This is a genomic window from Thermomonas sp. (genome assembly GCF_023953935.1).
In the GTDB taxonomy this organism is placed as follows: Bacteria; Pseudomonadota; Gammaproteobacteria; order Xanthomonadales; family Xanthomonadaceae; genus Thermomonas.
The window spans coordinates 78,754-92,970 of record NZ_JAMLIW010000010.1 but is presented as its reverse complement, the minus strand read 5'-3'; the positions used below and the strand labels follow the sequence as shown (position 1 = coordinate 92,970).

The 14,217-nt window shown below is 67.2% G+C and carries 12 protein-coding genes and 5 pseudogenes; 8 read left to right on the top strand and 9 right to left on the bottom strand.

Features of this window, described 5'->3' with window-relative positions; genetic code table 11:
- Positions 1–2 precede the first annotated feature (2 nt).
- The gene (gene oleC / locus M9902_RS11300; RefSeq protein ID WP_297223073.1) at positions 3–1,658 is read right to left on the bottom strand and encodes an olefin beta-lactone synthetase; all 1,656 of its coding nucleotides are present in this window, start codon (positions 1,656–1,658) and stop codon (positions 3–5) included.
- 131 nt (positions 1,659–1,789) lie between these two features.
- Here oleC and M9902_RS11295 point away from each other — a divergent pair, with 131 nt between their 5' ends.
- Complete coding sequence (locus tag M9902_RS11295; protein WP_297223070.1) at positions 1,790–2,527, top strand: glucose 1-dehydrogenase; 738 nt, start codon at positions 1,790–1,792, stop codon at positions 2,525–2,527.
- A gap of 127 nt (positions 2,528–2,654) precedes the next feature.
- Here M9902_RS11295 and M9902_RS11290 read toward each other — a convergent pair whose 3' ends face one another.
- From M9902_RS11290 to M9902_RS11280, 3 genes are all read right to left on the bottom strand, one after another.
- Entirely contained in the window at positions 2,655–3,566 is a 912-nt protein-coding gene (locus M9902_RS11290) for an alpha/beta fold hydrolase (protein WP_297223068.1), read from the bottom strand.
- A 381-nt stretch (positions 3,567–3,947) separates the two neighbouring features.
- The gene (locus M9902_RS11285; protein ID WP_297223066.1) at positions 3,948–4,346 is read right to left on the bottom strand and encodes a hypothetical protein; all 399 of its coding nucleotides are present in this window, start codon (positions 4,344–4,346) and stop codon (positions 3,948–3,950) included.
- Between the two features lie 110 nt (positions 4,347–4,456).
- Positions 4,457–4,765 (bottom strand): hypothetical protein, encoded by a 309-nt coding sequence (locus M9902_RS11280; RefSeq protein ID WP_297171852.1) that lies wholly within the window; start codon positions 4,763–4,765, stop codon positions 4,457–4,459.
- A 103-nt stretch (positions 4,766–4,868) separates the two neighbouring features.
- On the opposite strand from M9902_RS11280, the gene M9902_RS11275 reads away from it, so the two are divergent.
- Positions 4,869–5,462, top strand: a complete 594-nt coding sequence (locus M9902_RS11275) for a uracil-DNA glycosylase family protein (protein WP_297223064.1) — start codon at positions 4,869–4,871, stop codon at positions 5,460–5,462.
- A gap of 21 nt (positions 5,463–5,483) precedes the next feature.
- Here M9902_RS11275 and M9902_RS11270 read toward each other — a convergent pair whose 3' ends face one another.
- The 5 genes and pseudogenes from M9902_RS11270 to M9902_RS11250 form a co-directional block, all read right to left on the bottom strand.
- Positions 5,484–5,885: a hypothetical protein gene (locus M9902_RS11270; RefSeq protein WP_297171855.1), complete on the bottom strand. Its 402-nt coding sequence runs from the start codon at positions 5,883–5,885 to the stop codon at positions 5,484–5,486.
- 87 nt (positions 5,886–5,972) lie between these two features.
- The gene (locus M9902_RS11265; RefSeq protein ID WP_297171857.1) at positions 5,973–6,989 is read right to left on the bottom strand and encodes a 3-oxoacyl-ACP synthase III; all 1,017 of its coding nucleotides are present in this window, start codon (positions 6,987–6,989) and stop codon (positions 5,973–5,975) included.
- A gap of 437 nt (positions 6,990–7,426) precedes the next feature.
- On the bottom strand, positions 7,427–7,957 hold the full coding sequence (locus tag M9902_RS11260; RefSeq protein WP_297223061.1) for a hypothetical protein: 531 nt from the start codon (positions 7,955–7,957) through the stop codon (positions 7,427–7,429).
- 206 nt (positions 7,958–8,163) lie between these two features.
- A pseudogene (locus tag M9902_RS11255) lies at positions 8,164–8,337 on the bottom strand (hypothetical protein); the annotation flags it as partial.
- 94 nt (positions 8,338–8,431) lie between these two features.
- Positions 8,432–9,302, bottom strand: a pseudogene (locus tag M9902_RS11250) (YicC/YloC family endoribonuclease).
- Between the two features lie 58 nt (positions 9,303–9,360).
- Here M9902_RS11250 and rph point away from each other — a divergent pair.
- The 6 genes and pseudogenes from rph to M9902_RS11220 all read left to right on the top strand — a co-directional run bounded on the left by rph (position 9,361) and on the right by M9902_RS11220 (position 14,214).
- Positions 9,361–10,095: pseudogene (gene rph / locus M9902_RS11245) on the top strand (ribonuclease PH).
- 87 nt (positions 10,096–10,182) lie between these two features.
- Positions 10,183–10,766: pseudogene (gene rdgB / locus M9902_RS11240) on the top strand (RdgB/HAM1 family non-canonical purine NTP pyrophosphatase).
- Positions 10,767–10,838: 72 nt separating this feature from the next.
- Positions 10,839–11,987 (top strand): annotated as a pseudogene (gene hemW / locus M9902_RS11235) (radical SAM family heme chaperone HemW).
- 308 nt (positions 11,988–12,295) lie between these two features.
- Complete coding sequence (locus M9902_RS11230; RefSeq protein WP_297223059.1) at positions 12,296–12,790, top strand: DUF1631 family protein; 495 nt, start codon at positions 12,296–12,298, stop codon at positions 12,788–12,790.
- Positions 12,791–13,364: 574 nt separating this feature from the next.
- Positions 13,365–13,742 (top strand): hypothetical protein, encoded by a 378-nt coding sequence (locus tag M9902_RS11225; protein WP_297223057.1) that lies wholly within the window; start codon positions 13,365–13,367, stop codon positions 13,740–13,742.
- 253 nt (positions 13,743–13,995) lie between these two features.
- The gene (locus M9902_RS11220; protein WP_297223055.1) at positions 13,996–14,214 is read left to right on the top strand and encodes a hypothetical protein; all 219 of its coding nucleotides are present in this window, start codon (positions 13,996–13,998) and stop codon (positions 14,212–14,214) included.
- Positions 14,215–14,217 lie beyond the last annotated feature (3 nt).

Sequence of the window (14,217 nt, the reverse complement as noted above, 5' to 3'; positions counted from 1 at the left end):
GCTCAGCCGCCGCCCGCCGCCGCCATCCGCGCCGCCGCCCAGCGCGCCAGCTGTTCACGTCCGATCTTGGCGTTGTGGCGAATGTCCACCGGGAACGGCTTTGGATGATGCAGGAACACATCCACCTTGGCGGTATGCACGAAGCCATCGGCAATATGCCGCAGTTCGTCGGCGATTTCCTTCGGGTCGGCGCCGCTGCCCGGCTTGAGTTCGAAGCACAGCACCGCCGTCTGCGCGCCGCGCGGCCCTACCCCGACCAGCGCCGTGCGCGCCAGCGCCGGGTGGGTGTTGAACACCGGCTCGACCTGTTCGGTGTACAGGGTCGTCAAGGCATCGACAGTCACCCGCTGCGACTTGCGCCCGCAGAACCACAGCCGCCCGTCTTCATCGAACCAACCCAGATCGCCCATCCGGTGCACGCTGCGCTCGCTGCCATCGGGCAGGGGTTCGCGGATCTTGGCCAGCGCGGTCTGGTCTTCGCGTCCGAAATACGCATCGGTTGCGCTGGGGCCGGCGACGACAATTTCACCGACCTCGCCCTTGGGTACCGACAGCGCGTCATCCCAGTCGGCAATGGCATTGTCATCGATGGCAATGATCCGCACCGTGTTCCCGGCCACCGGATGGCCGACGCAGGTGCCGGCGCCGGTTTCGGTGCGCGCGCGCAGGCCCAGCAGTTCGCGGCCTTCGATCACCGCCACCGGCAGGCATTCGGTGGCGCCATACGGCGTCCAGAATCGCGCCTCCGGCGGCAACAGTTCCAGCATCCGCTGCACGATCTCCGGCGGCACCGGCGCGCCGGCGCTGGTCACCCGACGCAGGGTCGGCAGCGCCTCGCCGTATTCGGCCAGCACCCGCATCAGCGCCGGCGAGCCGAACAGTTGATCCGCCTTGAAGCGGGTGATCGCTGCGTGCAGCTTGCGCGGCTTGGCCTTGGCCGGGCGGGTGGGGTCCATGTCCGGGATCACGCTGGTCAGGCCCAGCGCGGGATCGAACAGGGCAAACGGCGGGAAGGTCGGGAAATCCACGCCACCGGCTTCGATCCCGAATGCGCTGCGCAGCATCTCGACCTGGGCAACGAAATGCCGGTGCCGGTAGACCACGCCCTTGGGCACGCCGGTGCTGCCGCTGGTGAACAGGATTGCCGCCACGTCATCGGGCGCGGTGTCCGCCAGCTGCGGGCCGGCGCCACGTCCCGCCGCCTCGACCTGCGCCAGGGTCGCATCCGACAACAGGGCGACGCGTCCGGTCGTCACGCGCAGGGTCGTCATCGGCGCCCAGCCCAGCAGCGCCTTGGCCAGCAGGGCCAGCGGGACGCCGATGAAGGCGGACGGCTGCGCCTGTGCCAGGCATTGCCTGAGCGCGCGCTTGTCGATGCCAGGATCGATCAATACCGGCACAGCGCCCAGCTTGAACAGCGCGAACATCAGCAGGAAGAAGTCCGGGGTGGGCCGCACCATCACCACGCAGCGGCTGCCGCGGGCCACCCCGCGCCCGGCCAAGCCCGCCGCGATCGCATCACTGCGCGCATCGAGCTGGGCATAGCTCAGCGACTCGCCATAGTCGCCGCTGCGGCCGGGGCAACGGATCGCCGCCCGCTCCGGGCTTTCAAGCGCCAGCTTCGGCAGCGCCGCGGCGATGTTGCAGTTCGACTCCATGGGGGGATTATCGCCCATCAACCGTCGCAGTCCCCGGCATCGGTCGTCGATTCAATTCGGGAATTGACGCCGATCAAATCCCGGTTCCTCCGGCACGCGCAGGCTGGAGTCCCCGACCCGGAGAATCCCGGATGAACGACAAACTGGAAGGCAAGGTTGCTCTGGTGACCGGCGGCGCACGCGGCATCGGCGCAGCCATCGCCCGCAGGCTGCATGCGGAAGGCGCAGCCGTGGCCATCACCGACATACTCTCCGACGCCGGCCAGGCACTGGCTGCAGAACTGGGCCCACGGGCGGCGTTTTTCCACCACGACGTCGGCGACGAGACGGCGTGGATCGATGCCATGGCCGCAGTCACCGCCACCTTCGGTCGGCTGGACATCCTGGTCAACAATGCCGGCATCTTTCACCCCGGCGAAATCGCCCAGACGGCAGCTGCCGACGTCGAGCACCAGTTCCGGATCAATCAGCTCGGCGTCTTCCTTGGCATGAAACACGGCCAGGTCCCACTGCGTGCAGCCGGAGGCGGCTGCATCATCAACATCAGTTCGATCGCCGGTCAACTGGGCTTCCCGGGCGCCGCGGCCTATGTGGGCACCAAGTGGGCGGTACGCGGAATGACCAAGACCGCCGCGCTGGAACTGGCGCCACTGCACATCCGTGTCAATTCGGTCCACCCCGGCTTCATCGACACGCCGATGCTGGAAAACAACCCGCCCGAAGCCAATCAGGCCGGCCTCGAAGCCACGCCACTCAAGCGCATCGGCAAGCCGGAGGAAATCGCCGCTGCCGTGGCGTTTCTGTCGGGTCCGGATGCCGGCTTCATCACCGGCGCCGAGCTGACCGTGGACGGCGGCTGGATCCTGTAGCGAAGCAACGCGGCGCGCTGTCCCACCCGGATCAAGGTGCCCTTGCAACCAAGCGAGCACCGGGGAGCAACCTGCGATGGCAGCTTGATCCGGATGGCATCGCAAACACATCTAACCTGGCGCCGAACTACTCCGGATTGCGCTCCAGGAACGCCCGAATCAGTGGCACCAATTCTTCGTGCTTGTCTTCCAAGGCATAGTGGCCTGCGTCGACATAGGCATGCACTTGCGCGTTCGTCAGCGCGGCACGGAAGCCGTCGAGGAAGTGCTGGTCGAACACGAAATCGCGCAAGCCCCAGCCGATGACCGCCGGCCGATCGGCATAGCCCGGCAACGCCTGCGCGCTGGCTTCGACCAGCGCCATCGCGCGATCGCCGGGTTGCAGCGGGATGTCCTGCATGAAGCGCAAGGTGCTGATCGCATTGGTCCAGCCGTCGTACACGCCCGTATAGGCCTGTCGCACGTCCTTCGGCAGTCGGCGCACGGTGCCGAAGCGTGCCGCGCCGCGCGCGAACAGGTTGCAGCGGCGGATCAGCCAGCCACCCACCTTCGAATCGCGGCCCATCGCCAGGCGCAGCGGGAAGCGCTTGCGCCGCGGCAACGGGAAGGCGGCGGTATTGGTGATGACCAGCCGACGCACTCGTTCCGGGTCACGCAGCGCCCAGCCGAAACCAATCATCCCGCCCCAGTCATGCACCGCCAGCGTCAGCGGGCCGCTGATGCCGAGATGGTTCAGCAACGCAGCGACGTCATCGATTCGCGATTGCAGGGTGTAATCGTAGCGAGGCGAGGCGTTGGGCGCATCGTCGGGCTTGTCGGACAGGCCCATGCCGACATGGTCGGGCACGATGCAGCGGTAGCGATCGCGCAGGCCCAGCACCAAGTGCCGCCAGTAATAGCTCCACGAAGGATTGCCGTGCAGCATCAGCACCATCTCGCCGTCACGCGGCCCTTCATCCAGATACGACATGGCGATGCCGGGTCGCACCTCGAATCGACGCGGGGTGAAGGGATAGTCAGGAAAAGAAGGCGTGGTCATCCTTGCCATTGTCGCAGGCAACGCCCGTTCGAACATGCACAACGCCCTCATCGCCGATGACGCCGCCGCACGAAGTCAGCAGCAAGGCACAACGCTGCCGTCCAAGGAAGCCACAGGGCCGCCTGCCTGCGCGATCGGTCCGAGCGGGCCAAGGATGGCCCGCGGCTGCGCATCGAAGCTGGATGCGTCGCCTGCGCGGCGGGCCGAGCACGCAGGCAGGCGGCCGGCGCGGACGCAAGCGATACTCCGGTTGTTTCACGCCGCAGACGTTTCAGCCCAAGTTCGGTGGCTTCGGGCAACTCGACTAGAAGCGGTTGCGATTCGTCGCGGGTCGCCCGGTCGGGTTCGCCGCTCAACACTCCGCGTCCAGCCTCGTGCCCGTCATTCGCTGACCCGTGTCAGCTCCTTGCCGTCCACCGTCATTTTCCATTCGCCATTGTCCTGGTGCGGCGGCGCCGACACCGTGTAGGTCGTCTTCATCGGCCCGAGCCCGATGGTGAAATCGTTGCCGGTGAAGCCCTGCAGCGGCGCTTCGACCTTGGTTCGGCCATTCGCCCCTTCCTTCACGACGATGACCTTCCCGTTCGCGGCGATGTTGACGGCCATGCCGTCCGACTGCCATTCGCCAATGTAAGCCTGCTTGTCCGGCGGGACGGATTGGCCACAACCGACCAATCCAAGCAGGGTAAGCAATAACGCAATGATCGCAATACGTCGCATGTCGGCTTCCTCGGTTGGGCCATGACTCACGATGCGGAATGCGGCGGCAACAGCGGACATCCACACATTTGACCGGGCACCCTGGTGGCAGCGGATTTCGGTCCCTCCGCCAACGGAGCAACGCAGAACACCCCGCCAACCGGCCAGCGCACCGCTTGCTACGGCACCGCCTACAGCGAGGTGTAGACCAGCAGGACCCCGCCGGCAAGAATCGCGATCAGCGATGCCGAGAAACACCATTCGGAAATCGAAACGAACTTCCGCGCCCGGGCCCGGTCCGGGTGCTTGGTGGACCAGTAGCCCAGCGACACCGTCGTTAGGAACCCCAGTGAGGCGAACAGGAAAAAATCGTCGGTGATCGAATCGATGTGGGTGACGGCATCCTTGGCCGAAATGATGGCTACCACGGCCAGGCACACGGTGGCCATGGTGGCGCTGACCGTGATCAGCACGTCGATCGATCTGTTTTCGTCCGTCATGCGCGTCTCCGGCCTGCAACCGAATCATGCCCGAGATTCCCGCGAAATCGAAACCCGCCGTCTGGCCGCGCGCTTCACTGCCGCGCTGGCATCATGCCCAACCATGACCGAATCCTTCGACGCGCTGCTGGCGCGCATCCGCGCCTGCCGGATCTGCGAGGCCTTCCTGCCGCTCGGGCCACGCCCGGTGGTGCAGGCCTCGCCCACGGCGCGGTTGCTGATCGTCAGTCAGGCGCCGGGCCGCAAGGTGCACGAGACCGGCATTCCCTTCAACGACCCCAGCGGCGATCGCCTGCGCAACTGGCTGGGGATCGACAGGCCAGTCTTCTACGACCCCGACCGGATCGCCATCATCCCGATGGGCTTCTGCTTTCCCGGCACCGGCAAGGGCGGCGATCTGCCGCCGCGCCCGGAATGCGCGCCGCAGTGGCATCCACGGCTGCTGCCGCACTTGCAGCAGGTCCGGCTGACCCTGGCAATTGGCCAGTACGCGCAAGTCGGGCTGCTGGGCGCTGACCGCGGCAACACCCTGACCGACAGCGTGCGCGCCTGGCGCCGCCATCTGGACGGGCGCGGCATCCTGCCCCTGCCGCACCCCAGCCCGCGCAACCGGCTGTGGCTGACGCGCAATCCGTGGTTCGAGGCCGAGCTGCTGCCGGAGCTGCGGCAGCGGGTGGCCGAGGCGCTGGCGCCTTGAAACGTCGCGCCGGCCGACGGGTCAGCGCACGTCGGTGACCACCACGGCATCACCCTGGCGAGTCAATTCAACTCGCATCGCCTCGCCCGCCTTTTTTTCGACGTTCCAGGTCCTGGGCACCTGGACGAAGTTCAGATGGTAGGTGGTGATGTGGCTGGACACGGTCTTGCCCTGCGCATCCTTGCACCAGACCACCAGGCCCCCACGCTCGGAAAACTGCACGTCATAGGCGCCCGAGCAGTCGTCGTAGCCGCCTTTGGGCACATAGCTGAAGGTGTGGGCCGCCACCCCGGAGTCCCGCAGTTGGCCGGCCTCGGATTCCAGCCGAAACGCAATCCGGGTGGCACCATCACCCTGGAACAGGCCGCAGGCGGACAGAGCCACCAGCGGCGGCAGCAGCAGCGCCAGCCGGCCAGGATTCATGCTTCGGTTCATGCGGCACCCGGAGATTGGACCCGCCACCAGTATGCCGTCAATGCGGGCGGGCTGTGCGGCGCCGCCCCTCCCGGACTACCACTCCACTTCGGCCATCGAGCAGTTCAGGCCCGAACCAATCCCCAGCAGGGCGACCCGGCTGCCTTTCTTGAAGCGGCCCATTTCGCGCAATTTTGACAGCACGATCGGCACAGATGCCGGGCCGATATTGCCATGTTCGCCGAAGATCGTCATTACCTTCTTGGGGTCGATGCCCATCGCCCGGGTGAAGGCAGCGGTGTGGACCTTGCTGACCTGGTGGATCACGAACTCGTCCATCTCGCCGACCACCCAGCCCAGCTTGGTCTTGGCCACGTCGAAGGTCTTGGTGGCCAGCTTGATGCCCTCGATCAGCAGGGTGCGGGTGTCGGTGATCATGCCGTCGAGGTTGCCGCGGCACAGCTTGTTCCACTGGGTCGCCGCGCGCGTCACGCCACCCTTGTAGCGCGGCGCGCCGGGCGCCAGTTCGGCACGCGCCAGCACCATTCCGGCGGCTCCGGAACCCAGGGTCAGGGTGGCCAGTTCATTGCGGAAGTCGGCCTCGGTGACGTCGGCGCGGGTCATGCGCTCGAGGGTTTTCTCGTAAGCCTTGTTGGCGGTTTCACCATCGACCACCAGCGCATACTCGATCTCACCGCGCTCGATCATCCGGCCGGCGATGTCCATGCCGTTGATGAAGGCCAGGCAGGCGTTGGCAATGTCGAAGTTCTGGCAGGTCTCGGGCAGGCCGAGGTTGCCGCTGACGATCGAGGCGGTGGACGGCTCCAGATAGTCGCGGCTGACCGACGTATTGACCAGCAGACCGATCTTGTCCGGGTCGATGCCGGCGTCGGCCAGCGCCTTGACGCCGGCCAGGGTGGCGGCATCGGAGGCCTGCACGTTGTCGTCCCACAGACGGCGCGCATGGATGCCGGCGATGTCACCGAGCACGTCAGTCCGGATGCCCAGCCGGTCCAGCGTCGGCTTCAGCCGCGCATTGATTTCCTCGGACGTCAGGCGCCGGGGCGCATCGATATGGGCCAGACCGGCAATGGCAACGCGTTGAAACAACATGATCTTGACTCGAGACTGGCGCAAACGGCGCCCCGGACCGTGCAGGATAGCGCGATTCGCGCCCCATGCGCAGGCGTATGGAAATTTCGGATCGGCGGGCCCCGTTCGCCTTCAGGGGCAGCGCCACATCGCCGAAGTTGGCGGCCGTGGTCTGGCGCCTGCATCGGACTGATCCGATTGGCGCCCACTCGACGGCCTGGTTGCGCGCCAGGATTCCAGTTCGTCGCGTAGCCGCAGCGCGTCGCGCTCGTAGAAGCGACCTCGGTGGGTCATGGTCACCACCACCTCGCCGCGGTTTCACAGCCGGACGGCGCGCTGGCCAGCACCTGCACCTGTGCCGCGCTCGGGCGCAGGTCACGAAAGCGCAGCCTGAAAGGATCAGGCATCCGCACGCCAGCAGGAAAACGTCGCATTCGCATGCCTCGGTGTCCGAAAATTCACTCGCCCGACCGGGCCGGCCGGCACCGCCTGGGCGCACACGTCGCTGCCTCGCATGGGCGACCGCGCCGCGCCCACGCCGGGAGTGTGGCCGGTTTGAATCCGGCTGGATGAACGCGGGGTGGCTTGGCGCCTGCGTGACGGCCTGCCGCAGGTGCCACCAGGCAAGCCTGGCCCCGCCCGCTGCCGGCCGGCCGGCATGTCTGCCTCGCCCAGCAGCGCCGCCACCAGCGCGGCATGATGCGCGGCCTGGACCGCCCGGCGCAGGCGGCTGGCGGTGAGGATGCAGCAGATCCGCTGACCGCGGTTTCGAACACGTCATTGATGACGACGTAGTCGAACTCGTCGTAATGGCGCATCTCTTCACGCGCACCGGCCAGTCGGCGCCGGATGACGTCCTCGGAATCCTGGGCGCGTTTGCGCATGCGCTCTTCCAGCGCGGGCGCGGGTCGGCGGCAGGATGAAGATACCACCGGCCTCCGGCACTTTCGCCGCACCAGCCGCGCGCCCTGCCAGTCGATCTCCAGCATTGCCGCGCCCGGCCGCCAGCAGCGGCCTGACCGCCTGCCGGCCGGTGCCCTTCCAGTCGCCGGACGGCGCGGGCGTATTCGAAGAAACTGGCCGCCACCAGCACGCCCCCTGAATTCGTCCGCGCTGATGAAGTGGTAATCCCGCCTCCATCCACCTCGCCCGGCCGCGCCGCCCGCGAGGTGTACGACACCGACAGGGAAAGCCCGGCATCCCGAGTCAGCAGCGCCCGTACGATGCTGGATTTTCCTGCACCGGAGGGCGCCGCGATGATGTAGAGGGTGCCTTTGCAGTGGTGATTGGTGATTGGTGACAGGTGATTGGTGATTGTGATTCGTGATTCGTGATTGGTGATTCGTGATTGGTGATTCGTGATTGGCAAAGGCGGGGAACTCTATCTGCCGTAAACTCAGCATTATAGGGCTGCCGTTTATCCAATCACGAATCACGAATCACCAATCACGGTTCTTTTCCAATCACTCGATGTTCTGTATCCGCTCATGGATCTGATCGATCAGCAATTTCAACTCCACTGCGGCAGTGCTGGTGCGGGCGTCAACCGACTTGCTGCCCAGGGTGTTGGCCTCGCGGTTGAATTCCTGCAGCAGGAAATCCAGCCGGCGGCCGATCAGCCGGGCTGCGTGAGCACGCGCTGGAGTTCGTCCAGATGGCTGGTCAGACGGTCGAGTTCTTCATCGACGTCGAGTTTTTTGCAGCCACAGCACCAGTTCCTGCTCCAGCCGCCCGGGATCGACCGCCGTTCCCCAGTTCGGCCAGGCGGGCCTCCCAGCTTGCCGCTGGCCGGCGCGGATCGCCGGGATCAGGCCGCGCACATCGGTCACGATCGTCGCGATGCGCCGGGCGTTCGCGATCGCCGCCGCCAGCGCTTCACCTCACGTTCTCGGGCCGCGACGAAGGCGGCCAAGGTCGCCTCCAGCACTGCCAGCGCCTCGGCTCGCAGCGCCCTGACATCGACGCCGGCCACCTGCAAGACCCCGGATACTGCAACAGCTTCGGTGAACCTCGACGTGCAGCTGCGGGAAATGCGGCATCCAGCGTGCGCGCCAGTTCGCCCAGCCGCGCCACCACCGCCTCATCCAGCCCCAGGCCGGTGCCGGCCGGCGCGCGCAGGCGCAGGACGAGGTCGAGCTTGCCGCGCGACACCCGCGCGGCCACCCGCTCGGCAGCGCCGCCTCGCAGCCGCGCACCCTTCCTGGCAGGCGCACGCCCAGTTCCAGAAATCGATGGTTGACCGCGCGCACGCTCGCAGCTGAGCGCGCCCTACGCGGTTGCGCGCTCGGCGGTGGTACTGGCGGTCAGTGCTGCGAATCGACATGGGTGGGTCAGGTTGCGGGAATCGTGAATGGCAGTCTAGTGCCCTGTCGTTTTCCGTTGCAGCGATGACATCGCTCGTCCCAGCGGCCGCCAGCCCGGCGAGCCGCGCACCGTGGAGATCGTCCGCGGCTACACCCGACATGTGCCGAAGGTTCGGTGCTGGTGAGCTTCGGCGACACCCGGGTATTTCGCACCGCCAGCGTCGACAACAAGGTCCCGCTTTCCTGCGCGGCAGCGAGGAAGGCTGGGTCACGGCCGAATACGGATGCTGCCAGCGTCAATTTATACACGCAGCGACCGCGAGGCCGCGCGCGGCAAGCAGGCGGGCGCATCGCTCGAAACCAGCGCCTGATCGAAGCCGCTGCGCGCCTGCATCGACCGCAAGCTGCTCGGCGAGCGCACCATCACTCGACTGCGACGTGCTCCAGGCCGACGGCGGCACCCGCACCGTGGCAGTGATCACCGGCGCCTATGTGGCGCTGGTGGATGCGATCGACGGCCTGATCGCTTCCGGTGCCATCCGTCCGAAACCGCAGCGCCGCTCGCCGGTCACCCGCGCGGTCGCGGCGATTTCGGTCGGCATCTACGCCGGCGTGCCGGTGCTCGATCTCGATTATGCCGAGGACAGCGCCTGCGACACCGACATGAACGTGGTGACGAACGACGGCGGCGGCTTCATCGAATTGCAGGGCACCGGTTGAAGGCCAAAGCGTTCCGCTGGCGACGAACTCGATGCCCTGCTGGTGCTGGCCGAGCAAGGCTGTGCCCGCTGTTCGCCGCGCAGCAGGCCGCGCTGGTTCTGTAGGCGCACCACAGGGGCGCGATCGGGGCCGCCAAACGCCAGCGCGTCTCTGTGGCGCGCTCCCTGTAATCGACATGACATGGGCGCTTCATGCAGCTGGTCCTCGCCTCTTCCAATCAAGGGAAATCTGGTCGAATTGCGCCGAGCCAGTTGGGCGACGGGTCTTACCCTGCACGCGCAGTCCGAATTCGGGATTGCCGATGCCGAGGAAACCGGGCTGAGCTTTGTCGAAAACGCCCTGATCAAGGCCCGCCGCCACCTGCGCCAGCGGGCTGCCGGCGCTGGCCGACGATTCCGGGCTGTGCGTGGACGCGCTGGGCGGCGCGCCCGGCCTGCATTCGGCGCGCTACGCCGGCGGCCACGGCGACAGCGCGGCCAACATCGATCGCCTGTTGCGCGAACTGGACGCGGTGCCCGACGCTGCGCGCACGGCACGCTTCGTCTGCGTGCTGGCGTTGCTGCGCAGGCCCGACGATCCGCTGCCGCTGATCGCCCAAGGCGTCTGGGAGGGCCGCATCCTGCGCCAGCGCACCGGCGCCGGCGGCTTCGGCTACGACCCGGTGTTCTTCTCGCCCGCGCATGGCTGCAGCGCGGCGGAATTGCCGGCGGCGGTCAAGAATCGGGATTCCCATCGCGGGATTGCACTGGCGCAATTGCGCTTCAGGCTCTCGTAGGAGCGCACCTTCAGGGGTGCGATGACGGTGTGTGATCGGTCGCGCCCCTGCGGTGCGCTCCTACAATAGGCCATGCTCACCACACCACCGCTGTCGCTCTACGTCCACCTGCCGTGGTGCGTGCGCAAATGCCCGTATTGCGATTTCAACTCGCACCAGCAACGCGGCGCGCTGCCGTTCGATGCCTATGTCGATGCGCTGATCGCGGATCTGGAACACGATCTGCCGCTGGTCTGGGGCCGCATCGTGCACAGCGTGTTCTTCGGTGGCGGCACGCCCTCGCTGTTTCCGCCGGAGGCGATCGATCGCTTCCTGCAACAGGCCAGCGCACGGCTGCGGATTGCGCCCAACGCGGAAATCACCCTCGAAGCCAACCCCGGAACGCTGGAACATGGCCCCTTTCCGGGCTACCGCAAGGCGGGCGTCAATCGCCTGAGCATCGGCGTGCAGAGTTTCGATGACGCCAGCCTGCAGCGTTTGGGGCGCATCCATTCCAGCGGCGACGCCGAGCGTGCGGTCAAGGCGGCGCAGGATGCCGGTTTCGACAACATCAACCTCGATCTGGACGCTGCCGCAGCAGACGCTGGCGAGCGCCGTGGCCGACTCCTCGAGCAGGCCCTCGCCCTGCACCCGACCCACCTCAGCCACTACCAGCTCACCCTCGAAGCCGGCACCGCCTTCGGCGCCCGCCCGCCCAAGGGCATTCCGACATCGACAGCGCCTGGGACATGCAGGAAGCCCGCTGGCCGGCTGGCGCAGGCCGGTTTCGCGCAGTACGAGGTCAGCGCCTGGGCGCGCGCAGGCCACCGCTGCGCGCACAACCTCAACTACTGACCTTCGGCGACTACCTGGGGCATCGCAGCGCTGGCGCTCACGGCAAGCTCACCCTGCCGGCCGAAAACCGCGTGCTGCGGCGCTGGAAGACCAAGCTGCCCAATGCCTACATGGCGGCCGCCGACCGCTGGACGCCATCGAAGGCGAGGAAACCCTCGATCCGAAGCGACTGCCGTTCGACTTCATGCTCAATGCCCTGCGCCTGGAACGACGGGTGCCGATGACCACGTTCGAAGCCTCCGCACCGGCCTGTCGCGGCAGGCGATCGCCGGGCAGCTTCGATCGCGCCCGCGCCAACGGCTGGCTGGACGATGATCCGACTGGCTGCGGCCAACGCCGCTGGGCCTGCGTTTTGCCAATGATGCGATCGCGCTGTTCCTGGACTGAGCCAGTCCCGGCAGCCGGCATCGCCGCGATCAATCGCCGGAGCCGATTGCACGGTGGCCGCCAATGCGCTTGATGGCCACCTGTTTCTGCTGGCGGCGTTGCCGAGGGCAACGGTGTTGCTGAAGCCGAAGCAACATCCGGGACCAGGGAAGGCGGGGATGCATCCGGCCAGCGTGTCGCCGCGCGCGCCGCGTGCTCGATCGCGTGCTGGCCGACGTCCGCGCGGAATTCGAGCACCGGTTGCCGCGGATGGTCGAAGCCACCGGAGCCTGGCCCTGACCGAACCCTTGCCGGTCGGCAATCCCGCTTTGGAAACCATCCGCATCGACTCGCTGCGCAACCTCGGCAGCGGCAGCCCGTTGTTCATCCGGCGCTTCCTTCTGCACGTGGAGGAAAGCTTCAAGTCCCCCGACAGCAACACCACGCCGGCCTTGACCGTTACTGCCGCCGATCCACTGCCGCAGACGCTGAGCCTGGTGGTCGACGATGAATTGGACAACGACGGCACCTTGCTCGACAACATCGCCAGCCGACTCAGCGCGCGCAATAGCCTGGCGCTGCAGCTGCTGGGCCAGCGTTTCGGCGTGTTGACGCGCGCGCCGGCGTATGAAGCGGAAACCCTGCCGCTGGGCCTGAACGTGCTGTGCGCAGGCCTGGCCAAGGCTTCCGACGCTGGTTTTCGTCGCGGCAGGCCCGACTGCAATTGTTCCAGCAGTTCGAACGGGCGCTGGTCGATGCCTATCCGGCGTTGCTGGACGCCTGCAACGCCAGCCTGGCGCGGCTGGGCATCCTGCCGCACCTGAGCTTCGTGCCGGTGCGGCGAGCGCCAGGGTCGTACGCCGGCGACGTGGTGCGGACGCCGGCTTTGACCCGGACTCCGCCGGCACGGGCAGCCCGCAAAACGCCCGAAGCCCTGGCCAGCGTGTGATCCGTGCGCGGCGCAGCGGGCACTGATCGATGCCAGCTTCGCCACCTTGAAAGTCGCTGCCGTAATGCCGCTGCGCGGTGTTTCGCCAAGCCGCTCGGCGGCGGCCGGCGGCAGCGGCGGCGAGCGTCGCCGAAACGCCGCCAACGCTCGCCCACGACGATTGCTGGAAGCGCCGCAGCGGCTGCGCGCCAACAACACCCGCGCTGGGAAAGTGCAGGAATACCGCCAATCCTGCTGGCCCAGGCCTGCCAGCAGCACGGCCACGGGATGGCGCTGTCGGAAACCGATGAAGACAGTTTGAGCCCGCTGGCGCTGTTCCTGGCTCCAGCCCAGCGCGCCCTGCGGCGCTCCAGCCCGGGCCATTCGCTGATCGACAAACTGTTCCTGCCGATGGTGCTGTCCGCCCTGCGCGACAGTGATTTCTTCCACCCGCCACGATCATCCGGCGCGTGGTTTCGATCGACGCGTCCCGCCTGCCGGCGCGCTGGCTGGGTGAAGACGACCTCGACCCGCGTGGCTGGGGCTGCTGGCAACGCGCCGTCAATTCGGTGCAGCGCGACGGCAACGGCGGTCCGGAAGCCTTTGCTGAGGCCAACTGCACGCTGCAATCGGGCCTGCAAACCCTGATGCGCAAGGCCGAGAGATGGCCGAACGCCGGCAGGTGGAAGGCCCGCGGGCGCGAGCGGTTCGCGATCGCGCGGATGCGCGCCGGCGAGGAAATCACCCGGCTGCTCGGATGGGCAAACGCTGCCGCAGTTCCACGACGTGTTCGTCCATCACGTCTGGGTCGACGTGCTGTCGCTGGCCTACCTGCGCAGCGGCGATGACAGCGACGCCTGGCGGCAAGCTGGTGGAGACCACGCAACACATCGTTGCCGCCGGCGCCGGAGGATGTCGTCGGCACGCTCCCGGAAGCCAGTCTCGAACGCATCCACGACGCGCTGGAACAGGTGGGCTACCACCGGGAAGATGCGGCTGCGATCGCCAGCGCGCTCAACGATGTGCGCACCGTGCCCGCCGCCGAGCGTCACCGTACCGCTGGACAGCTCGGCGCGCGCGCCCGCCCGGCGAAGACGCGCTGTGCTCCGGGTACGGATCCCCGGCGGAGCCCAGCACCTGGACGAACTGGAAGCCTACGAACAGCTGCGCAACACCCTCGTTCCCACCTGGATCGAATTCAACGTCGATCCCGAGCATCCGCTGCGCTGCCGCCTGGCGTGGGAAGGGCGAAGCTTCGGGCTGGCCTCGCTGGATGCACCTGTCGCGGCCTGCGCGCGGAGGAAGAAACCCTGGTCGTGACTG